Here is a 20748-nt window from a genome sequence, read left to right as displayed (position 1 = left end):
GCCGCTGCGGGAGATGGTGACCTCAGACGAGGCTGAGGCCACCATCCACTGTGATCGTCTGGCCGGTCAGGTAGGCACAACCACCGGTGACCAGCAACGCCACCAGGGCGGCCAGCTCATCCGGCTCACCCATCCGGCGCAACGGGATCCGGGCCGCCAGGTCCCGCTCCACGTCCGGCTCGCGTTCGAACCTGGCGGCGAGCAGCGGCGTACGCACCGCCCCGGGGCAGACCGTGTTCGCCGTGATCCCGTGCGGACCGTACTCGTACGCGAGCTGACGGGTGAACGCGATGACGGCACCTTTGGCCGCGGCGTACCCGGCCCGGTCCGCCATGGGTCGCAGCGCGGTGAGCGAGGCGATGTTCACGATCGCGCCGCGGGCCGACGCCACCAGGTGGGGAAGAACCGCGCGGCAGACGTAGAACGTGCTCGAGGCGTTCGTGTCGAGGTTCCACCGCCAGTCGGCGTCGGTGGTGTCGGCGGCGCTCCCACCTCGCACCGCACCGGCGGCGTTGACCACGCCGTACAGTCCCGAGTGGACGGCCAGTGCGGACTCCACCGCGGCCGAGGCCGCCGCGGGGTCGGTCAGGTCGGCGGCGTGCGTGCTGACCCGTACCCCCTCACCGCCGTTCGCGGAGCAGACGCGAGCCGCCTCGGCCAACCGGTCGACGTCCCGATCCACCAGTGCCACCCCGTGACCAGCGGCGGCCAGGCGCAGCGCGCAGGCCAGCCCGATGCCGGACGCCGCGCCCGTCACCAGCACGGCCAACGGGCCGAAGGGAACACCCGATGAGTTCATTGAGCGAAGGTATCAGCGCAGGCCGCCGGCTTGATCAAGATGAGACGTGGGTCATTCGGGGCGGCCGCCTGCTGAGCGCCGACGCCGAACCGGCCGTCGTCGACCTCGTCATCCGGGGCGAGCGGGTGGTCGCCGTCGAGCCGGCCGGCACCGCCGGGGCCGGACCGGTACTCGACGCCGCCGGACTCGACATCGCCCCAGGGGCGATCGACCTTCACGTGCACCTGCGCGATCCCGGCCAGACCCACAAGGAGACGGTGGAGTCCGGCACCGCGGCCGCCGCGGCGGGCGGCACCACGCTCGTCTGCGACATGCCCAGCACCCAGCCGCAGGTGACCACCGTCGAACGGTACGTCGAGAAGCGCGACTCCTGGGCGGGTCGATCCGCGGTGGACTTCGCCCTCTGGGCGGGCGGCACCGACCCGACGCAGTTGCGCGCGATGGCGGACGCCGGCGCGGTCGGGGTGAAGATCTACATGGCCACGGCCCCCGGCTTCGACGAGCTGTACTCGGCGGACGACGCCGCGGTCCGTCGGGTGCTTCGGGTTTCCGCGGAGCTGGGCTGGGCGGTGTCGGTGCACGCCGGCGATCAGACGGCGAGCGACGCGCACCGGGAGGCGCTGATCCGCGCCGGTCGTACCGACCCCCGGGCGGTGCTGGAGGTGAACCGGGGCCCCGGCAACCTCGCCGGCCTCCGGTCCGTTCTCACGGCCGCCACCGACCTGCGCCTGCCGGTCCACCTCGCGCACCTGAGCGCATACGGCACCGCGGCCCTGGACGAGTTCCTCACGGCCCGCGCCGCGCACCCCGGACTTACCGCGGAAACCTGCTTCCCCGCGCTCAGCGAAGAGGAGGACCTGCCCCGGCTCGGCGTGTACACGCTGCCCACGGTCTTCTCCGCCGCCGCGCGCCAGCGGTTCCTCGGTGCGCTCGCCGCCGGCGAGATCGACGCGATCGCCACCGACCACGCCCCGCACACCCGCGCCGAGAAGGAGGCCGGCCGCCACGACGCGTGGGCGGCGCCGGCCGGATACCCGGCGCTGGAGACATCACTGCCACTGGCGTACGACGCGATGCTCGCCGGCCACCTGTCGCCCCGCCGCTTCGCGGACGCCCTCGCGGCCGCGCCCGCCCGGATCCTCGGCCTGCCCGACCGGGGGCGGCTCGCGCCGGGCTGCCTGGCGGACCTGGTGCTGCTCGACCCGGCCGGCCGTTGGCAGGTGGACGAGTCGACCATGCATTCCCTGGTGGGCTGGAGCCCGATGCACGGCCGTACGCTGCGCGGCCGTCTTGTGGCGACGTACCTTCGGGGCTGCCCGGTGGCCCAGGGCCGTGAGATCCTTGACGCCGCCAGGGGCAGGTTCGTCGCCCGGGCCGGCGCGGCGGATCAGGGGGAGTGATGGGTACCGGGATGGACGACCCCGCGGCGGCCAAGCCGACCCTGCGAGACGTCGCCCTCGCGGCCGGCGTCCACATCGCCACCGCGTCGCGGGCGCTGAGCGGGTCGAAGACCCGGCCGGTCAACCCGCGCACGGCCGCGGCGGTCCGGCAGGCGGCCGCCAAGATCGGCTACGTACCCGACCAGGTGGCCCGCAGCCTGCGCACCCACCGCACCCGGGCGATCGGGGTACTGATCCCGGACATGTCCAACCCCGTGATGCCGCCGCTGGTGAGCGGAGCCGAGCAGGTGCTCGCCCAGCACGGGTACACGACCCTCTTCGCCGACACCGACAACGATCACGCGGCCGAGACGCAGCGCCTGGCGGCCTTCCTGTCCTGGCGGGCCGCCGGCCTCATCCTGGCCACCGCCCGGCGTGACCAGCCGCTCGCCCCCGAGGTGGTCAACTCCGGCGTGCCGCTGGTGCTCATGTCACGCAAGCTCGACGCCACACCGGTACCTTCGGCCACCATCGACGAGTCGGTCGGCATCGCCCAGGCGCTCGACTACCTCATCAGCCTCGGCCACCGCAGGATCGCGTACATCGGCGTCCCGACATGGACGTCGGCCGGATACGAGCGGCTGATGGCGTTCCGTGAGATCACCCGCGACCGCGGCCTGGACCTGCCACCGGACTTCGCCGTCGTGTGCGAGGGGTATGCGGAGCGCGACGGCGAGGCCGCGTTGACGGCCCTGCTCGCCCGTCCCGACCGACCGACCGCGGTGCTCAGCGGCAACGACATGATGGCGCTCGGCTGTTACGACGCGATCCGCAGGGCCGAGCTGCGCTGCCCGGCCGACGTGAGCGTGGTCGGCTACAACGACATGCCGCTGACCCACCGGGTCGACCCGCCTTTGACGACCGTCCGCGTGCCCTACTTCGATCTCGGGCGTCAGGCTGCCACCCTGCTGGTGGAGGTGCTCAACGACCGCGGTTCGATGAACCGGTCCGTGCGGCTGACCCCACGGCTACTCGTTCGCAACTCGACCGCGCCGGCATCAGCCTGATGCCGGCGCGGCACCGTCCGGGCCGGGTGTCCCTGACGGCGGGCTCTCCGGGCCGCTCTCGACGGGTCCGCCGTCCGCGTCGCGCTTGTTGCGCTTGAAGATGCCGGCCGCCGCTCCCGCGGCGCTCGCGCCGACGGCGCCGACCGCCTTCGCGGCCCCGCCGACCGCGCCCGCGACGGCGGTCGATGCGTTCCTGGCGGCGGTGAGTGCCCGGGGCTTGGTGGCCGGGTCGGACGCCGAACGCATCGCGAGGTGGGCCCTCGACGGGCCGGGCACCGCGTCGTCGTCGGCGTCGCTGTCCGTGAGTTCGAGCCAGCTCGGCCACGATGGCGCCGGGTCGGGAAACCCCGCGCGGCAGGACTTCACCACGCCGCTGCCGAAGAAGAAGCTGGTTGCCCCACCGGCGACCGCACCGATCACCGGGATGGCCTTTGTGCTGATCTTGACGGTTCCGATCACGGCGCCCTGGGCGACCGCCTGCCGGGCCAGCACGATCGTGACAGGGACGAGCGCCGAGTCGGGCAGTTGCTGAGCGAGAACCTCGCCCCACTTCGGCGTGGCGCCGGCGACGGCGCGTGCGCCCGCGATGGTCGTGCCCGCAGGGAGCGCGCCCATGATGAGCTCCGTTACCTTGCTCTTGCGCTTCTCTCCGAGCACCGCGCCAAGGACGACCGCCTTCGCGCGTTCCGGATCGTTGATGGGAATGCCGCGCAGTTCTGCCATGCACAGCGCGAAGAGCGCGGTCGTCTCGTAGAAGAAGAGCAGATCCGCGACACCGAGCCCGATCGCGGCCGGGATACCCACGACGGGAATGGCGGCGGAGGCACCGGCGGCGGCGCTCGCGGCGGTGGTCGTCGCGACGTAATGCGATTCGATCGTTTTCATCACGTCCGCCGGGGTCGCGGAAGGATTCTTCCGCCGGACCGCCTTGATGTAGGCCGTCACCGCCGGTCGCTGGACGGCGATCGCCGCGAACACCCGGTCCTGGAAGTCGTCGGGAAGCCCGATCGTCCATGATGGATCGGCTGCGGGAGCGATCCTGCCCGCGCCGGACGCTTCGCTCATCAGGCCCCCTTCAAGTGGCGAACAGTCGGACCATATCCTCTGCGTCAAGGCAGACGAGCACAACGCCGCGTGGCTGTCTCAAGCCCATTGACGCGGTCATCGCCTCGTCGAGGGAAGGTCCGGGGCCTTAGCTCTTCTCCGCCTACGCTCGCCCGCGTCTGTCCAGAATCTCCCTACCGATGATGAACAGGGCCTTGTCGATCTCCCGGACGGTAGTGCCCGGGCGATACCGGACGAGCTGATCACGCAGCTGTCGGACGTCCCGGAAGTATGTAGGCGCCTTGCCGTCGACGCGCTGCCCGAGCTGCCGTAGTCCTTCGAAGGCGTTCCTGTCCATGACGGGCCACCGCAGCGGGTCATAGGCGCAGAGCAACGCGGTCGCCATGGCACCCCACGTGCGAAAGCCTGGGAGTACCGCGAGCTCGGACAGGGCCTCCCGGTCACCGGCCTGCCCGAATGCCGAGCGGGTCGCTCGGCGGATGTCCTCCTCTGGCATGGAGAGGAGGTTTCCAACCCAGGTCGCGTCCAACCGGATCCGCTTCCAGAACGCGATGATCGCGATGTCTGCCTTGCCGGCCTCCCCGGCGTCCCTGAGTCTCGTGTGGACCTCAGCGAAGACGCCGTCGTACGCGGCATTGGAGTCGTACTTCGCGATGGCCGCGATAAGCCGGTGCGCGTTGTGGTCGGTCAGCGGGGCGGCGTTCACCGGCGTGTTCCTCCGCGATGCGTCACGGTCGGGGTCGGCGTGAGGATGACACGGCCGCCGTCCTGTCGCCAGGACAGGTCATGCTCCGGACCGACGGGCGGGCTCGCCGCGATGCCGAGCCCGCCCGGCGACCGGTACGGTCAGGCCGCGGGTACGCAGGTGTTGCGCAGTGATCCGATGCCCTCGATCGTGGTCTCCACGATGCTGCCCGCGTGCAGGAACTCCGCCGGCGTGCGGCTCTGCCCGACGCCGCCGGGCGTGCCGGTGAAGATGAGGTCGCCGGGCCGCAGGGTGACGATCCGGCTCAGGTAACCGACCAGCTCGGCCGGCCCGAAGAGCAGGTCGGATGTCCGCGAGGCCTGCTTGACGTCGCCGTCGACGGCGCAGCTGATGGCGAGGTCGGGTGCCGGGCCGGTCTCGTCGACCGTACGCAGCCAGGGTCCGACGGGGGTGGTGGCCTCGAAGCACTTGCCCTGCAGCCACTGTGACGTGCGCCGTTGGTAGTCGCGTACGGAGATGTCGTTGCCCACGGTGAACCCGGCGATCGCCGCGGCGGCCGTGGCCGGGTCCGCGTGGCGGACGGCGCGCCCGACGACGACGACGAGTTCGGCCTCCCAGTCGACGAGGCGGTCCTCGCCGGCGGGCAGTTGGATGTCGTCGTGCGGGCCGATCAGGGTGCGGGCGAGCTTGCCGAACAGTGTCGGGTACGCGGGGACCTGCTCGCCGGACTCCTCGATGTGCGTGCGGTAGTTGAGTCCCACGCAGAACACGGCACCCGGCTGGGGCACGGGTGCGTCGAAGGTCAGCCCGGCGGCCGGCAGGCGCGGCCCGTCGTGCGTGGCGGCCCGTTCGGCCCAGTCGTCCGTGGCGAGCAGCGTCCCCACGTCGGGCGCGTCGAGGAGCACGACCGCCTCGCCCTCGTCGCGCACGGCGACGGTCCGGCCGTCGTGCCGGATGGTCCCCAGCCTCATCTCAACCTCATTCCATCAGATGAATTTGCCGTATCACCATACAGAATCATGCGGCAAAAGAGGGCTATAGCAAGGGTGTGATGCGGTGGTATCTTCGTGCCAGTCAACGGAACAGGAGGTCGCAGTGCGCCTCATGGAGCGCGTGCATCTGGTCGGCAGCGGCTGGCTGGGCTACTCGCTGTCCGACCGGCACGACAGCCACGTGTACCTCGTCGACGCCGGCCCCGCGTCGTTTCTCGTCGACGCCGGCAGTGGGCTCGCCACGGACGCGATCGTCGAACGCGTCGAGGCGGCCGGCGCGCCACCCGTGACCCACATCCTGCTGACCCACGCCCACGCCGATCACGCCGCCGGCGCGGGCGAGCTGGCCGGCCGCCTCGGCGCTCAGCTCTGGGCGGCCGCGCCGGTGGCCCGGATGCTGGCCGCCGCCGACGAGGTCGCCACCGGCCTCGCGGTCGCCCGCTCGGTGGGCACCTACCCGCCGTCGCTGCGGCTACGGCCGATCACGGTCGACCGCACCCTCGCCACCGAGACCATCACGATCGGCGAGGTCACCGTTCAGGCGGTGGACACGCCCGGCCACGCCGACGGGCACCTGTGCTACCTCGTCGAGTTCGGCGGGCACCGCGTCCTGTTCACCGGCGACCTCGTCTTCGCCCGCGGCCGGGTCGCGGTCCTGGCCGACGCCGACCTCGGTCTCCTGCGCGCGAGTCTGGAGCGAGTCGCGGCCCTGCGGCCCACGGTCCTGTTGCCCGGCCACGGCAGCGTCGCGGTGACCGGCGCCGCCGAGCACCTCGCGGTCGCCACCCGCGCCTTCGCCAACGGCCACCTCCCGCCGGGGCTGCTGCCATGAGCGGGCTGCACATCGGCGTCAGCGGCGTCGGGTCGATCGGCCTGCGCCACACCCGGCTGCTCGCCGAGCTGCCGGGCGTCGCGGTGACCGTGTTCGACAGCGCGCCCGAGCGCCTGAACCTGCCGCCCGGCGTCCGCCTCGCTCCGGACTTCGCCGCGCTGCTCGCCGCCGGCCTCGACGGCCTCGTGGTGGCGACGCCGGACGCCGCGCACGCGGAGCAGTCCATCGCGGCGTGCGAACGCGGGATCGCGGTCCTGGTGGAGAAGCCCGTGGCCGACAGCGTGGCGGCGGCGACGGAGGTCGCCCGGGTCGCGGCCCGCACCGGTGTGGGCGTCCTCGTCGGCTATGTGCTGCGGCATTACCGGGTGCTCGCGCAGGTGCGTGAGCTGCTGGCCGACGGAGCCGTCGGCACGCCGGTCTCGCTGCACGTGACGCTGGGCGCCTACGAGACGCTGCGCCTGGCGCGCAACCGGTTCCGCGACGAGGACCGCTTCCGCCTGCCGTATGACTACAGCCACGAGTGGGACTACCTGCAGTGGCTGCTCGGGCCCATCACGGGTGTCGCCGCGGTCGCCCGGCTCGCCGGCGACCGGCCGCTGCGCCAGGACCCCAACGTCATCGACGGCGTGCTCACGCTGGCCGGCGGCGCGACGGGCACCTTCCACCTCGACTACGTCGCCGAGGGGGTGGGGCGCCGGCTCGAGGTGGTCGGTGACCGCGGGGCGCTGTGGGCCGACCTCACCAAGGGCCAGGTCCGGGTACGCGCGCACGCGTCGAGCCTGGCGAGCGAGTACGACTGCGCCGAGCACCGCGACGAAGCGTTCACCCGGCAGCTGACCCACTTCCTGGACGTGGTCCGGGGTCAGGCCGAGCCGCTGGTGAACGTGGCGGACGGGGTACGCGCCCTGGCCGTGGCCGACGCGGTCGTGGTCGCCTGCGAACAGTCCGGCTGGGCGGCCGTGGCGGCCGCCTAGCGCGGGCGCTTCAGTGGGCGGTCCAGCCGCCGTCCACCATGATGTTCGTGCCGGTGAGGTAGGCCGACGCGTCGCTGGCCAGGAACACGATCGGCCCCTTGATGTCGTCCGGGCCGGCGAGCCGGCCCAGCGGGGTGGCCGCCCGGTACGCGGCGAGGAACGCGTCGGGCTGGCCGTCGCTGCGCAGCCCACCCGGGCTCAGGCAGTTCACCCGTACCCCGTGCGGCCCGTAGTAGCAGGCCAGGTAGCGGGTGAGGTTGACCATGCCGCCCTTGTCGTAGGCGTAGAAGGCGGGGCTCGTCATGCCGGTACCGGCGTAGATGTCGAACGTCGGCCCGACCACGCCGTAGATGGACCCGATATTGACGATGGAGCCGCTGCCCTGCGCCATCATCTGCTCGCCGATGTCGCGGGTGATGAGGAACAGGCCGGTCGAGTTCACCAGGCTGGTCGCCGCCCAGTCGGCGGCGGTGGTGCCGGCGGGGTCGCCGCCCTGACGGTGCACCGAGCCGTTGACCAGGACGTCGATGCGGCCGTACGCGGCGACGGTGTCATCGCGCAGTGCCCGGATGGACGCCTCGTCGGCCAGGTCGAGCCGGTGGCTGCTGGCCGACAGGCCCGCGTCGCACAGCGCCTGGGCGGCCCTGGCGCACGCCGCCTCGTCGCGCGAGGTGACCACGACGTGGGCGCCGGCCTCCGCCAGGGCGGCACACATGTGGCTGCCGTACAGGCCCGCCCCACCCGTGACGACGGCGACCCGACCGGTGAGGTCGTAGAGGTCCGCGACCGGCCTCGCGGGCCGGTCCGGGCGCTCCGCGTCGAGTGCGTCAGCTGGCCGCATGGGCGATCGCCTCCCTGATCTGATCCGCGGTGATCCGCCGCGGTGGTGGGCCGTCCGCGAGGCGGGCCAACGCGGCACTGTCCTTGTAGCCGGCGCCGGTGGCGACGAGCACCACGCGGTCGTCGGGGCCGAGCCGGCCCGCGGCGGCGTCGGCGAGGGCGCCGGCGTACGCGGTGGCGCCGGCCGGCTCGACGAGCAGCCCGGCGCCGGCCAGCGCCCGCTGCGCGGCGTGGATCTGCTCGTCGGTGACCTCGGTGAGGTGCCCGCCGCTGCCGCGTACCGCCTCGACCGCGCCGCGGCCGTCGAACAGGATGGCGACCTGCAACCCGGACACACCGGTCTCGCACGGGCCGGTCAGGCCGCCGAGGTCGCCGTCCAGGGCGGCGCGCAGGGTCGGACACCCGGCCGGCTGCACCCCGACGACGCGCGGCCCGCGACCGCCGGTGCCGGGCGCGCCGGCGGCGTTGGCGAAGCCGCGGCCGATCGCCGAGACGAGCCCGCCGCCGCCGACGGGCGCGTACACCACGGTCGTGCCCGGCGCCCGGTCGAGGATCTCGTACGCGATCGTGGCCGCGCCCTCCATCGCCTCCGGCGAGAACCGGCCGCCCGTGAGCATCGGCATGAGGCCGGTCTCGGCCGCGATCCCGGCGATCGTGCGCGCGGCGGCGTCCGTGGCGGCGGCGTCGTGCCCGAGGCCCGTCACCAGGTGCACGCTCGCGCGGAGGGCGCGGATCTGCAACAGCTTCTGCTCGGCGGTGTCGGCGAGCGCGAACAGCGCGCAGGTCAGCCCGGCCGCGGCGGCGTACGCGGCCGCGGCAGCGCCGCCGTTGCCCGACGAGGTGCCCACGCAGCCGGCCAAACCGCGCTCGCGGGCGATCGACAGGGCGACCGAGGCGATGCGGTCCTTGAACGACCCGGTGGGGTTGAGGTGCTCGCACTTGACCCGTACGGAGGCGACGCCGAGCGGCCCGGCGGGCAGCTCGACCAGCGGGGTGTCGCCCTCGCCGAGGCTCACGGCGTGGGCGAGGTCGGCCAGCGGTAGCCGCTCGGCGAACCGCCACATGCCGGCGGCCGGCGCGGCACCGAGCGGGGCGCGGCCGGCGACGTAGCGCACGACGTACTCGTCGCCGCAGGCGGCGCACCGGTAGTCGACCGTCCCCGGCTCGACGACGCTACCGCAGCCGCGGCACTCCAGGTGGAAGTGTGGTCCGCTCATCGCGGGAACGCCGTCGGGGAGAAGGCCATCGGCGTGTGCTCGCGCGGCAGCGTACCGATGTCGATCGGGCACACGCCGGGCGTGGCCACCTCGATGATCTCGGCTGCGATGTCGCCGTACGCGGCCCGCCAGGCGATCGCGCCCTTGGCGACGATCACCTTGGCCCGCCGGGCGTCGATGCCGACCGAGGAGAGCTGCTCGGCGTGGAACGGCGGCGTTGGCTTCTCGGTGACGACGAGGCTCACCCCGTCGACGGCGAGTACGGCGGTGGTGCCCATGCTGAACTCCCGGCCGGTCATCCAGGTGCCGGACGTGCGGTAGCGCCCGTCGGTCACGGTCCGCACCCGGCCGCGTACGCGTACGGGCGCGCCGTGCCGGTCGTCGGTCTTGCCACCCACGTGTGCCTCGATCTCGGCGCCCGGGCCGAGGTCGGCGGCGAGGCGGGCCACCTGCGGGTCGGCGATCGTGACGACCGCGTCCCGGGCGCCCTGCCTAAGCAACTCGGCGAGCAGGGTGGTTCCGTCGCCGGGGCTGCCGCCGCCGATGTTGTCGGCGATGTCCGCGAGCACGATCGGGCGTGCCGGGGAGGCCAGCGCGCGGGCGACCGCGGTGGCGGCGTCGTCGCGGGCGACCATGAACGCCTCGGCGTTCGCCGTGATGTCGTCGAGGGTCTCCGCGATGACGTCGCGCGCCGCGGCCTCCTGCCCCGCGTCGTGGATGGCCAGGACGCTGACGCCGGCGCGGGTGACGTCGCTGTAGGCGAACCCGGCCGGGATGCAGACCCGGGCGAGCCCGGCCGCGCGAGCGCGCCGGGTGGCCCGCTCCTGCAGGGCGCGCATCGGCTCGGCGTCGGTGGCCTGGGCGAGCGGGCAGACGAGCAGGGGCAGCTTGCCGACGGCGGTGCGCAGCTGGCGGCCACGCAGGATCTCGCCGAGCAGGCCGGCGGCCTCCGCGCCGCGCTCGCGCATGTCCACGTGCGGGTACGTGTCGTAGCTGATCAGCACGTCGGTGCCCGCGACGAGGTCGGGGGAGGGGTTGGCGTGCAGGTCGAGCACGGCGGCGACCGGCACCGGCCCGGCCGCGTCGCGCACGACGTCGAGCACCGCCACCTCGGCGTCGGCGTGCCCGTCGGCGACCATGGCGCCGTGCAGGTTCACGAGCACCGCGTCCAGCGGCCCGGCCGCGCGCAGCGCCGCGTGTTCGCGTTCGAGGAGGGTCGACATCGTCTCGGCGTCCGCGGGGCCGCATGGCCAGGCGCCGGCGGAGAAGACCGGCACGAGGTCGTAGCCGGTCGCGTCGGCGAAGCCGCCGATCACCGAGCCCGTGCCCTGGTTGGCCTCGAGCACGGCCGCGCCCGACAGCAGCTCGAAGTCGGCGAAGTCGGCGAGCGAGGCCTGGTGGCTGGCGTAGGTGTTGGTCTCGTGCCACAGGCCGAGGACGCCGACGCGGTGGGTCATCGCGGCGCCCTTACGCCGCGCTCAATGCCGGTACGGCCGAGCGCACCGCCGGGTCGGACAGCGCGCGGTCGACGCGCTCCAGGGTGTCGGTGAGTTCCCGCTCGCCGTGCGCCGCCGATACGTACCAGATGCCGCGCCGGGCCACCCACACACCGTAGCGGGCGAGCATCGCCGCGAACTCGCTGTAGCTGGCCAGGTCGAGGCGCTGCAGGCTGCGGTAGTCGGTGACCGGTTCGGGGGAGCCGAACGACGCGTGGAACGCCATGGGCAGGCCCTGCGTGCGCAGCGGCACCCCGTGCCGCTCGCCGAGGTCGACCAGGCCCGCCTTGAGGGCGGCACCGTGCTCGCTGATCCGCTCGTACGGCGGGTCGGCAGCGAGGATGTCGAGGGTGGCGATGACGGCCGCGGCCGCCATCACCGAGCCGTTGAACGTGCCGGAGTGGTTGACCTCGCCCGTACCGAAGCGCGACATCAGCTCGGCGCGGCCGGCGAGCGCGGCGACCGGCCAGCCCCCGGCCATCGCCTTGCCGTACGTGGCGAGGTCGGGCGCGACGCCGTAGCGCTGCGCCGCGCCGCCCGGCGCGATGCGGAAGCCGCTGATCACCTCGTCGAAGATGAGCACGATGCCGTGCTCGTCGCAGAGCTGGCGTACCCGGGCGAGGTACCCGTCGACCGGCTCCATCGACCCCGTATTGATCATTACGGGTTCCATGATGACGGCGGCGATGGTGTCGCCGTGCGCGTTCAGCGCGTCGGCCAGGGCGTCGGCGTCGTTCCACGGCACGAGGACGGAGTCGGTGAGGTGGCTGGCGAGCTGCCCGAGGCTGCCGGGCGCACCGCCACCGGCGGCGACGAGGACGTTGTCCAGCCAGCCGTGGTAGTGACCCTCGAAGCGGACGAACCGGTGCCGGCCGGTGGCCGCACGCGCCAGTCGCAGCGCGGCCTGCACGGCCTCGGTGCCCGTCATGCTCAGGCGCACCATCTCGGCCCAGCCGAGGGCGGCCACGATGCGCTCGGCGGCCTCAACCTCCAGGGGACTCTGCGCGCCGTAGACCATGCCCCGCCCGACCGCCGCGGTGACGGCCTCGGTCACCGCCTCGGTGGCGTGCCCCAGGAAGTTGGGTCCCTGGCCCAGCAGGTAGTCGACATAGTCGTTGCCGTCGACATCGAGCAGCCTGGCCCCGCGACCGCGCTCGAAGAAGACCGGCGGGGCGGCCAGGCGGATGTTGGAGTTCACCCCGCCGGGGATGGTGACGCGGGCCCGTTCGGTCAGGACCGCCGAGTTGGCCCAGGATGCTGTCGATGTCACTCGACGTCCCCCTTACCGCTGAAGGTGTTTGGTTTTATCTAGTGGAGAGTTAAAACCATCAGACGAAACGCTGTCGACGGTAGCTGTCGGGTCCCTTGTCGGTCAACAGCCCGGGCAGGGCACGGCTGTTCACTCACGCGGAAGTGCCGCACGACGCGCGGCGTCGTGCGGCACTTCCGCGTGAGGTTCGGGTCCGGCGCAGGTGCCGGCTTCGTCAGGCGGTGGTGTGGTGGTCGCGCACCAGTTGCATCGCGACCCGGCGCAGCTGCTTGGCGACCGCGTCGACCTTCTCCGACGGCAGCCGGCCGGCCGGTGCGCTCACGCTGATCCCGCAGGGGAACGGGATGCCCTGCAACGCGACCGCGACGCAGCGGCCGTCCGGCTGGTTCTCGCAGTCGTCCACCCCGTAGCCGTCCTGGCGGACCTGCTTGAGCTCCTCAAGGAAGCGATCGGCCGAGGTGATGGTTCGACTGGTGAAGCGCTCCATCTCGTGCGCCGCCAGAATGGCGCGCACCCGGTCCTCGGGCAGCTCGGCCGCGATGGCCTTGCCCAGCGCCGTCGCGTGCACGCTGCCACGGTCGCCGACGCGGGCCGCCAGGCGCAGCATCTCCTTGCTCTCCACGACCACGGTGTGCACGATCTGGGTACCATCCAGCAGCCCCATGTTGGTGGTTTCGCCCAGCTTGTCGCGAAGCCGCTCCAGATGCGGCTTGGCCTGGGCGATGACCGCCTCGATCTGGCGCGTGTTCTGCGGCCGGAAGGCCAGCCCGAGCCGGTAGACGTTGTTGACCGGGTCGCGCTCGACGTAGCGGCGCGCCTCCAGCGCGGTGAGATAGCGGTACGCCGAACTCTTGGGCAGTTCGGTCACTTCGGCGACGTCGGACAGTGACGCGCCGTCGCGCGAGCGTTGCAGCACGTCGAGGATGTCGCAGACCCGCTCGACCGCGCGGATGGGATAGGCGGCCGCGGTATCGCCGTTGGTCTTCATCGACATTCCCGTCTGTTGGTGCGATCCGACATGTCCGCGTGATGAGTATGAGGCTCATATGGACAACACGCCATATCCACGAGACTGAAACGGCTCTTTCGCTTGATGAAAGCTGGTCGTACGGTGTCGCCCATGACAACCGAAGCGGAACGCGAGCGCCGGCTCCTGGCGCGCATCCCCGGCGGGGCGCAGCTGCTGTCGAAGCGGCCCGAGCAGTTCGCCCCGGGACAGTGGCCGAGGCACTACTCGCGGGCCAAGGGCGCACACACCTGGGATCTGGCCGGCCGCCGGTTCCTCGACATGAGCACGAGCGGCATCGGCACCTGCGTGCTCGGCTTCGCCGATGACGACGTCGACGACGCCGTGCGCCGGGCCATTGCCAACGGCTCGATGTCGACCCTCAACTGCGTCGAGGAGTGGGAGCTGGCCGACCTGCTCTGCGAGTTGCACCCGTGGGCGGACATGGTGCGCTACGCCCGCAGCGGCGGCGAGGCGCTGGTCATCGCGGTCCGCCTGGCCCGCGCCGCGACCGCCCGCACCACGGTCGCCTTCTGCGGCTACCACGGCTGGCACGACTGGTACCTGGCCGCGAATCTCGGCGGCGACGACCACCTCGACGGGCACCTGCTGCCCGGCCTGGACCCGGCCGGGGTGCCCGCCGCGCTCGCCGGCACGGCGCTGCCGTTCCGTTACAACCGGCTCGACGAGCTGGAGGCGATCATCGCCGAGCACGGCGACCTCGCCGCGATCGTCATGGAGCCCGTGCGCGAGCACGACCCCGAGCCAGGGTTCCTGCCCGGCGTCGCCGAGCTGGCCAGGCGTACCGGCGCGGTGTTGATTTTCGACGAGGTGACCTCGGGACTTCGCGTCACCACGGGCGGGGCGCACCTTGAACTGGGCGTGGATCCCGACCTCGCGGTGTTCGCCAAGGCGCTGGGCAACGGCTACCCGATGGCCGCGGTGGTCGGCCGGGGCTCCGTTATGGAGTACGCCCAGCGGTCGTTCGTCAGCAGCACGTACTGGACCGAGCGGCTCGGCCCGACGGCCGCCCTGGCCACGTTGCGCAAGCACCGCGACCGGGAGGTCGGCCGCCACCTCGTGGCGATCGGCTCGGCGGTACAGGCCGGCTGGCGGGAGGCGGCGGACGCGGCCGGCGTCGCGGTGGCCGTCCACGGCATCGCGCCGCTGAGCCACCTGCGCTTCGTCGAGCAGCCGCAGCCGAGCATCACGCTGTTCACCCAGTTCATGCTCGACCGTGGCATCCTCGCGGGCGGCTCGTTCTATCCGTCGTTCGCCCACCGGGACGAGGACGTGAGCACGTACCTCGACGCGGTGGGCGGGGCGTTCGTCGCCGTGCGCGCCGCGCAGGACGCCGGCGACGTCACCGCGGCCCTGCGCGGCCCGGTCGCGCACACCGGCTTCACCCGTCTCACCTAGATCAGCTGATCGGGGCCCGGTCAGCCGCGGGGGTAGTCAACGGGCAGGGGCGCCGGCTGCCGGTGCAGTTCCACCGGCTCCGTGCGCCCGCTGCGCATGCTCAGCTCGGCCGCGGCGAGCGTGGCGCACACCCTGGCCGCTGTCCGGTACGGGTAGGGCCACGGCGCCTCGCCCCGCACTGCGGCCAGGAACGCCGTCATCTCCGCGTCGTACATCGACTCGTAGACCTCCGTCCAGTCGCAGACCGTCTCCACCGTCGGCCCGGCGCCGCCCGGCAGCATCCGCTCCAGTACGCCCGTGAGCAGGTCGAAGCGGATGGCGCCCCGGTCGCCGACCGCCCAGCCCTGCCGCACCGGGGCGGGCACCGCCATCACGACCGTGAGCTGGCCGGTGGCGCCGCCCTCGAGCGCCAGCTGCAGCGACCACGTGTCCTCGCCCTCAAGGTCGAGACCGCCGCGACGCACCACCCGCCCGCTGGCCGCGGTCGCGTGGCCGAAGACGTGCCCGAGTGCGATCAGCTCGAAGGGCACCATCTCGCGGGCGGGTGCGGTCGCGCGGTGCCGGGCGTAGTATTCGGCGCCCTCGCCCGGGTGCCAGCTCGGCGCGTCCACCGACAGCACGTATCCGAAGGCGTGCAGGGTGCCCAGCTCCTCGGCCACGACGCGGCGCAGCTCGCGGACGAACGGGTTGAAGTAGAGCGTGCAGGACGGCGCGGCGACCCGGCCGCTGCGCGCGGTCGCCTCCTCGACGCGTCGATGGTCGTAGGACCAGATGTCGGCCTCGCAGAAGAAGTGCAGGTCGCGCTTGAGCGCCGCGGCGATGTAGCGGTCGTGCTCGTTCGGCGGGGTGGAGATGATGAGCACGTCCGGTGTCGTGCCCCACGCCTCGTCGAGCGTGGCCACCGTGGCGACGCCGAACCGTTCAGCCGCGCGGGCGCGCCGATCGGGGCGCTGGTCGAGCACGGTGAGGGTGAGTCCGGGCCGTTGGTGGAGGTCGCGCAGCCGCCGGGTGCCCATCGAGCCGGCGCCGATCTGCAGGACCCTCATGGCGTGCTCCTCTTCTTTGGATGCTTGATGCCGGCTAATGAAACCAAGGATTCGCGCAGCGTAGCGGCCAACGGCGCTTTCAACTAGAGATCATGGCGTCTGATGAAATGATGATTTCATCTGTTGACATCGAGTCGAGTCGGTCACAGACTTTGCTTCCACATGAGATGGCGGTTGGAGGGCACATGGCGCTCGACCCAGCGCAAGCGGCGGCACGGCCGCGCCGGCGATTGGTCCAGCGCCTGTCGCGCCGGATCGACCGGATGAGCGACCGCCGGTTCGCGCTGCTGCTCTTCGTGCCGGCGGCGGTGCTCGTCGGCCTCATCGTCTTCCCGCCGATCCTGGCGGTGCTCGTGATGAGCATGTTCCGCATCGAGCTGCTCAAGGACGGTCCGAGCCGGTTCGTCGGCCTGGACAACGTCGGCCGGATGCTCGAGGACAGCTTCTTCATGGACTCGGTGCCGCGCACGTTGCTGTTCGCGCTCGGCGCCACGGCGTTGACCGTCCCGCTCGCGCTGGGCACGGCCCTGCTGATGAACCGGCGCTCGAAGTTCGACACGCCGCTGGCCATCGCGTTGCTGCTGCCGTGGGCCATCGCACCGATCGTGACGGGCTTCTTCTGGCGGTTCATGTTCCAGCCGAGCTTCGGGCTGGCGACCCAGGTGTCCAACGGGCTCGGCCTGACCGACGGCCCGGTGCCCTGGCTGCAGGACCCGACGACCGCGTTGGTGCTCGCGATGGTGGCGACCGCGTGGCGGTCCGTGCCCCTGCTCGCGCTGATCATGCTGTCGGCGCTGAAGGCGATCCCGAACCAGCTCTACCGGGCCGCGCGGATGGACGGGGCCACGCCGTGGCAGGCCTTCCGGTCGGTCACCCTGCCGAGCATCGGGCCGACGCTGCTCATCGCCACGATCCTTCAGATCATCATCTCGCTGCAGGTGTTCGACCTGCTCTTCCAGCTCACCCGCGGCGGCCCGGGCTTCGAGACGACCACGATCACCTACTACATCTTCACGGCGGCGTTCGACAACCTGAGTCTCGGGTACTCCGCGCTGCTGGCCATCTTCCTGATGCTGGTCATCGTGGCGGCCAGCGGCGCCACGCTGTATCTGCGGGCCGGCCGCGCGCGCCGTCGCGCCCGGCAGGACGCGGACCAGAACGACCTCGTGGAGGCCGAACGGCTCCAGGTGGACGGCTTCGGTTGGGACCCCGACGACGCCGGTACCGGGCCCGCCCGGCGTCGGCTGCGGCTGCCGGCGCTGCCGCGGCCCGTGCGCCGGGCCGGCGCGGTCGTGGCGATCGGACTACTGCTGCTGTGGTCGATCGGACCCACGCTGTGGATCCTCGTCGCGAGCCTGCAGCCGGAGTCCGCGATCACCTCGGTGCCGCTGGACCTCGTTCCGTGGCTGGACTTCAGCCAGTACGTCGACCTGCTGAGCAACCCCAAGTGGCTCTCGTCGATCTGGGTCAGCCTCGTGATGACCGTCGGCTCGACGGTCATCACCCTGCTCATCGGCGCGCTGGCCGCCTACCCGCTGGCCCGCCTTGAGGTGCCCGGCAAGCGGTGGGCGGTCGGCGTGCTGATGTTCACCTACACGGTCCCGGCGATCGTCCTGCTCATCCCGTTGCTGTTCATGTTCAACGCGCTCAATCTGACCGACTCGGTGATCGGCCTGATCCTCGCGCACGTGGCGTTCTCGCTTCCGCTGACCATCTGGCTGCTGCGCAACATCTTCGCCAGCGTGCCCGCGGCCATCGAGAAGTCGGCACGCATGGACGGGGCCACCCGGCTCGGCACCCTGTTCCGGGTCACCATCCCGGCGGCGTCGGCCGGCATCGCGGCCACGGCCATCCTGCTGCTGATCAGCGTCTGGAACGAGTTCCTGTTCGCGGTCGTGCTCGGCAACCAGGGCGCGGTGACCGTCACCCGGCGGATCGGCTACATCAACTCGCCGGCTGGCATCAGCGGCGAACCTCCGTACACCTATCAGGCCGCAGCCGGCATCGTGGCCGTACTTCCCGTGATCATTCTCGTGATCCTCTTTCACCGCCGGATCCGGTCCGGGCTGACCGAGGGTTACCTCAAGGGCTGAAGGGCTCTCCTCATGAATGGACTACCAGCCAGCGGCACATCCCGTCGTACTCTCCTGCGTAACGTGCTCGCCCTCGCGGCCGCCGCGCCGGTGCTCGCCGCGTGCACCGACGATGGCGACACCCCCGCGCCGTCGGCCAGCGGCGGCGGCGACGACAAGTTCCCCGGCGTCGCCCTCAAGGTGGCCTGCAACCCCACCAGCCAGCAGGCGTGCGCCGAGGCGGGCAAGCAGTGGGCCGCTCTCACCGGCGGCACGGTCACCGCTGAGATCATCCCGTACGCGGAGCGCGCGACGAGCTACGCCTCCTGGATCGTGTCCAAGGACGCCAGCTACGACGTGCTCTACGCGGGCGTCGACTTCATCTCCAACTTCGGGGACAAGATCTACCTCGACCTGGCGAAGTTGCTCGGCGACACGAGCGACTTCGTGCCGGCGGCGCTCGGCCAGCTGACCAAGAGCGGCGCGCTGCACGCGGCCCCGCTGTTCGCCGACATGGAGCTGTTCTTCCACAATAAGAAGAACTGGGCCGAGGCGGGCCTGCCGGAGGCGCTGCCGGGCACGTGGGACGAGCTCTACGCGTACGCCCCCAAGCTCGCCGTCGGCAACCGCGAGCCGTGTGTGGTCCCGTGGAACAACAACGGCGTGCCGTTCTGGATCGCGTTCTTCAACTCCACGGGCGGGCAGCTGTTCAGCGAGGACAAGAGCCAGCTGATGTTCGACAACGACAAGGGCCTGCAGACCTGGCAGGCGATCGCGCGTGGGTTCCAGGCGAAGTTCTTCGGCACCGCGGGCGCGAACGCCGTCGGTGACCAGGACACCTCGCTGCTGTTCAACCAGAACCTGGCGGCCAGCCAGATCAACACGACCGGGTTCGGTTCGACCGCCCTGAGCACCGACCCAGCCGCCAAGTCCGTCATCGGCAAGGACGACCTCGGCATCAGCCCGTTGCCCGGCATCGCCGCCGGCACCAGCGGCAGCGTCATCGTCGCCGAGGGCCTGGGCATCAACAAGTTCGGCAAGAACCAGGAAGCCGCGCTGAGCTTCGTGAAGTTCGCCACCGGCGCGCAGTTCCAGAAGCAGCTCGTCCTCGGCAAGGCGGGCCAGGTGCTGCCGTCGAGCCGGCTGTCGGTGAGCAGGGATGCCGAGGTCGCCACGAGTTTCCCCTTCGCCGCCGCGCTGGCCGAGCAGGCCAAGGCGCAGCTGGCCTGGCCGGGCAACGCCCCGTTCAAGTGGAACGCGCCGTTCCTGCTCGGCCTGACCAACCTGTCCAAGGGCACCTGGACGCCGGAGCAGGCGCACGAGGAGACCATCAACGCGGTCAAGAAGCTCATGATCGCCCAGATGGGCGCCTGAGTACGGGCACCCGGCACGGAGGAAGGAGTGGGCATGGCGGGCGCGACGCTGCGACTGGAGTCGCTGTACCGGCGCTACGGCAAGGTGACGGCGGTCGACGACCTGAACCTCGAGCTGCCGGCGGGTCAGTTCGTGACCCTGCTTGGGCCGTCGGGGTGCGGCAAGACGACCACCCTGAACCTCATCGCCGGGTTGGAGCGGGCCGACGGCGGCACGATCCATCTGGGCGACCGGGACATCACCAAGGTGCCGCCGAACGAGCGCGGCATGGCGATCGTCTTCCAGAACTACGCGCTGTACCCGCACATGTCCGTCTTCGACAACATGGCGTTCTCCCTCAAGCTGCAGCACCGGCCCAAGGCGGAGATCCGCTCGCGGGTCGGCCGGGTCGCCGAGGCACTCAGCATCGGGCACCTGCTCACCCGGCGGCCCGGTCAGCTCTCCGGCGGCCAGCAGCAGCGGGTGGCGCTCGGCCGGGCGATGGTCAAGCGGCCCGCGGTGTTCCTGCTCGACGAGCCGTTCAGCAACCTGGACGCGGCACTGCGTGCCCGGATGCGCACCGAGGTGAAACACCTGCACCAGAGCCTCGGCACGACGAGCGTGTTCGTCACCCACGACCAGGAGGAGGCGATGACGCTGTCCGACGTCATCGCCGTGATGCGCGACGGCAAGCTCGTCCAGTACGGCACGCAGCACGAGGTGTACGGCAAACCGTGCAACACCTACGTCGCCACCTTCCTCGGCAAGCCCCGGATGAGCCTCATCGAGGGCGAGCTGGAACGCGGCGCCGACGGGGTCGCGTTCGTCGCGCCGGGCATGCGGCTGGAGCTGGGCACGGAGGCCGGCATCGGGCTGGCCGACGGGGACTGGCCGAAGGTCGCGGCTGGGCTGCGCGCCGAGGACGTGTCACTGGGCGAGCCCGGCCCGACGTCGTTCGGGGCGACCGTGCAGTTGCTGGAGCCGATCGGCTCGGACACGTTCGTGGAGTTGGGGGTGGGCGGCGCGGTCGTGGTGGCGCGCGTCGCCCCCGACTACAGGGTGACCGTGGGTGAGACCGTGCACGCCACCGTCAAGCCCGGCCGGGTGCACCTGTTCGATGTGGCCAGCACCAACCGCATCGTCCGCTGACCGGCCCGCCACGAGCCCCGTGGGCACCCGTCCGCGTCCCCCGTCGCGGGAGGGTGCCCACGGCCC

At 71.9% G+C, this 20748-nt stretch carries 18 protein-coding genes; 8 read left to right on the top strand and 10 right to left on the bottom strand.

Translation table 11 applies throughout. The features are described from left to right. Positions 1–22 precede the first annotated feature (22 nt). Positions 23–799 carry an SDR family NAD(P)-dependent oxidoreductase gene (locus tag ABD191_RS03050; protein WP_344076501.1) on the bottom strand — a complete coding sequence of 259 codons (777 nt, stop codon included), beginning with the start codon at positions 797–799 and terminating at the stop codon, positions 23–25. Between ABD191_RS03050 and ABD191_RS03045 the strand changes: the two genes are divergently transcribed. Together ABD191_RS03045 and ABD191_RS03040 are read left to right on the top strand one after the other, a co-directional pair. Next, on the top strand, positions 790–2199 hold the full coding sequence (locus tag ABD191_RS03045; protein ID WP_344076499.1) for a dihydroorotase: 1410 nt from the start codon (positions 790–792) through the stop codon (positions 2197–2199). The genes ABD191_RS03050 and ABD191_RS03045 overlap by 10 nt on opposite strands. Further along, positions 2199–3245: a LacI family DNA-binding transcriptional regulator gene (locus ABD191_RS03040; RefSeq protein WP_344076497.1), complete on the top strand. Its 1047-nt coding sequence runs from the start codon at positions 2199–2201 to the stop codon at positions 3243–3245. Before ABD191_RS03045 ends, ABD191_RS03040 begins: the two co-directional genes overlap by 1 nt. Here the strand turns inward: ABD191_RS03040 and ABD191_RS03035 are convergent. The 3 genes from ABD191_RS03035 to ABD191_RS03025 form a co-directional block, all read right to left on the bottom strand. After that, positions 3237–4223: a hypothetical protein gene (locus tag ABD191_RS03035; RefSeq protein ID WP_344076495.1), complete on the bottom strand. Its 987-nt coding sequence runs from the start codon at positions 4221–4223 to the stop codon at positions 3237–3239. The two genes, ABD191_RS03040 and ABD191_RS03035, sit on opposite strands and share 9 nt — an antisense overlap. 229 nt (positions 4224–4452) lie before the next feature. Beyond that, on the bottom strand, positions 4453–5016 hold the full coding sequence (locus ABD191_RS03030; protein ID WP_344076493.1) for a hypothetical protein: 564 nt from the start codon (positions 5014–5016) through the stop codon (positions 4453–4455). A 140-nt stretch (positions 5017–5156) separates the two neighbouring features. Further along, on the bottom strand, positions 5157–5987 hold the full coding sequence (locus tag ABD191_RS03025; protein ID WP_344076491.1) for a fumarylacetoacetate hydrolase family protein: 831 nt from the start codon (positions 5985–5987) through the stop codon (positions 5157–5159). 133 nt (positions 5988–6120) lie between these two features. On the opposite strand from ABD191_RS03025, the gene ABD191_RS03020 reads away from it, so the two are divergent. Continuing rightward, entirely contained in the window at positions 6121–6840 is a 720-nt protein-coding gene (locus tag ABD191_RS03020) for an MBL fold metallo-hydrolase (protein WP_344076489.1), read from the top strand. Continuing rightward, positions 6837–7814: a Gfo/Idh/MocA family protein gene (locus ABD191_RS03015; RefSeq protein ID WP_344076487.1), complete on the top strand. Its 978-nt coding sequence runs from the start codon at positions 6837–6839 to the stop codon at positions 7812–7814. Before ABD191_RS03020 ends, ABD191_RS03015 begins: the two co-directional genes overlap by 4 nt. A gap of 10 nt (positions 7815–7824) precedes the next feature. On the opposite strand, the gene ABD191_RS03010 is transcribed toward ABD191_RS03015, so the two are convergent. From ABD191_RS03010 to ABD191_RS02990, 5 genes are all read right to left on the bottom strand, one after another. Then, positions 7825–8655, bottom strand: coding sequence for an SDR family oxidoreductase (locus ABD191_RS03010; RefSeq protein ID WP_344076484.1), 831 nt, complete (start codon positions 8653–8655; stop codon positions 7825–7827). Next, complete coding sequence (locus ABD191_RS03005) at positions 8642–9871, bottom strand: pyridoxal-phosphate dependent enzyme (RefSeq protein WP_344076482.1); 1230 nt, start codon at positions 9869–9871, stop codon at positions 8642–8644. The genes ABD191_RS03010 and ABD191_RS03005 overlap by 14 nt, the downstream gene beginning before the upstream one ends. Continuing rightward, a complete protein-coding gene (locus ABD191_RS03000; protein ID WP_344076479.1) occupies positions 9868–11328 on the bottom strand; it encodes a M81 family metallopeptidase in 1461 nt (486 codons plus the stop codon). Before ABD191_RS03000 ends, ABD191_RS03005 begins: the two co-directional genes overlap by 4 nt. Before the next feature lie 10 nt (positions 11329–11338). Further along, positions 11339–12637, bottom strand: a complete 1299-nt coding sequence (locus tag ABD191_RS02995) for an aspartate aminotransferase family protein (protein ID WP_344076477.1) — start codon at positions 12635–12637, stop codon at positions 11339–11341. Between the two features lie 214 nt (positions 12638–12851). After that, positions 12852–13625, bottom strand: coding sequence for an IclR family transcriptional regulator (locus tag ABD191_RS02990; RefSeq protein ID WP_344076474.1), 774 nt, complete (start codon positions 13623–13625; stop codon positions 12852–12854). Between the two features lie 132 nt (positions 13626–13757). Here ABD191_RS02990 and ABD191_RS02985 point away from each other — a divergent pair, with 132 nt between their 5' ends. After that, a complete protein-coding gene (locus ABD191_RS02985) occupies positions 13758–15062 on the top strand; it encodes an aminotransferase class III-fold pyridoxal phosphate-dependent enzyme (RefSeq protein ID WP_344076472.1) in 1305 nt (434 codons plus the stop codon). Positions 15063–15082: 20 nt separating this feature from the next. Here ABD191_RS02985 and ABD191_RS02980 read toward each other — a convergent pair whose 3' ends face one another. Beyond that, positions 15083–16108 (bottom strand): Gfo/Idh/MocA family protein, encoded by a 1026-nt coding sequence (locus ABD191_RS02980; protein WP_344076470.1) that lies wholly within the window; start codon positions 16106–16108, stop codon positions 15083–15085. A 263-nt stretch (positions 16109–16371) separates the two neighbouring features. Between ABD191_RS02980 and ABD191_RS02975 the strand changes: the two genes are divergently transcribed. From ABD191_RS02975 to ABD191_RS02965, 3 genes are all read left to right on the top strand, one after another. Next, complete coding sequence (locus ABD191_RS02975) at positions 16372–18201, top strand: ABC transporter permease (RefSeq protein ID WP_344076467.1); 1830 nt, start codon at positions 16372–16374, stop codon at positions 18199–18201. A gap of 63 nt (positions 18202–18264) precedes the next feature. Continuing rightward, complete coding sequence (locus ABD191_RS02970) at positions 18265–19554, top strand: ABC transporter substrate-binding protein (RefSeq protein ID WP_344076465.1); 1290 nt, start codon at positions 18265–18267, stop codon at positions 19552–19554. Between the two features lie 33 nt (positions 19555–19587). Then, entirely contained in the window at positions 19588–20682 is a 1095-nt protein-coding gene (locus ABD191_RS02965; protein WP_344076463.1) for an ABC transporter ATP-binding protein, read from the top strand. Positions 20683–20748: the final 66 nt, after the last annotated feature.

Source organism: Luedemannella helvata (assembly GCF_039528415.1).
GTDB lineage: Bacteria > Actinomycetota > Actinomycetes > Mycobacteriales > Micromonosporaceae > Luedemannella > Luedemannella helvata.
The sequence above is the reverse complement of the archived record's forward strand: the minus strand, read 5'-3'. Positions and strand labels throughout refer to the sequence as shown.

What these genes read in the sequence shown, in the direction of transcription:
- ABD191_RS03045 (WP_344076499.1), top strand. Translation starts at nt 790, where the DNA reads ATGAGTTCATTGAGCGAAGGTATCAGCGCAGGCCGCCGGCTTGATCAA.
- ABD191_RS03050 (WP_344076501.1), bottom strand. Translation starts at nt 799, where the DNA reads ATGAACTCATCGGGTGTTCCCTTCGGCCCGTTGGCCGTGCTGGTGACG.
- ABD191_RS03040 (WP_344076497.1), top strand. Translation starts at nt 2,199, where the DNA reads ATGGGTACCGGGATGGACGACCCCGCGGCGGCCAAGCCGACCCTGCGA.
- ABD191_RS03025 (WP_344076491.1), bottom strand. Translation starts at nt 5,987, where the DNA reads ATGAGGCTGGGGACCATCCGGCACGACGGCCGGACCGTCGCCGTGCGC.
- ABD191_RS03020 (WP_344076489.1), top strand. Translation starts at nt 6,121, where the DNA reads ATGGAGCGCGTGCATCTGGTCGGCAGCGGCTGGCTGGGCTACTCGCTG.
- ABD191_RS03015 (WP_344076487.1), top strand. Translation starts at nt 6,837, where the DNA reads ATGAGCGGGCTGCACATCGGCGTCAGCGGCGTCGGGTCGATCGGCCTG.
- ABD191_RS03010 (WP_344076484.1), bottom strand. Translation starts at nt 8,655, where the DNA reads ATGCGGCCAGCTGACGCACTCGACGCGGAGCGCCCGGACCGGCCCGCG.
- ABD191_RS03005 (WP_344076482.1), bottom strand. Translation starts at nt 9,871, where the DNA reads ATGAGCGGACCACACTTCCACCTGGAGTGCCGCGGCTGCGGTAGCGTC.
- ABD191_RS03000 (WP_344076479.1), bottom strand. Translation starts at nt 11,328, where the DNA reads ATGACCCACCGCGTCGGCGTCCTCGGCCTGTGGCACGAGACCAACACC.
- ABD191_RS02990 (WP_344076474.1), bottom strand. Translation starts at nt 13,625, where the DNA reads ATGAAGACCAACGGCGATACCGCGGCCGCCTATCCCATCCGCGCGGTC.
- ABD191_RS02985 (WP_344076472.1), top strand. Translation starts at nt 13,758, where the DNA reads ATGACAACCGAAGCGGAACGCGAGCGCCGGCTCCTGGCGCGCATCCCC.
- ABD191_RS02980 (WP_344076470.1), bottom strand. Translation starts at nt 16,108, where the DNA reads ATGAGGGTCCTGCAGATCGGCGCCGGCTCGATGGGCACCCGGCGGCTG.
- ABD191_RS02975 (WP_344076467.1), top strand. Translation starts at nt 16,372, where the DNA reads ATGAGCGACCGCCGGTTCGCGCTGCTGCTCTTCGTGCCGGCGGCGGTG.
- ABD191_RS02965 (WP_344076463.1), top strand. Translation starts at nt 19,588, where the DNA reads ATGGCGGGCGCGACGCTGCGACTGGAGTCGCTGTACCGGCGCTACGGC.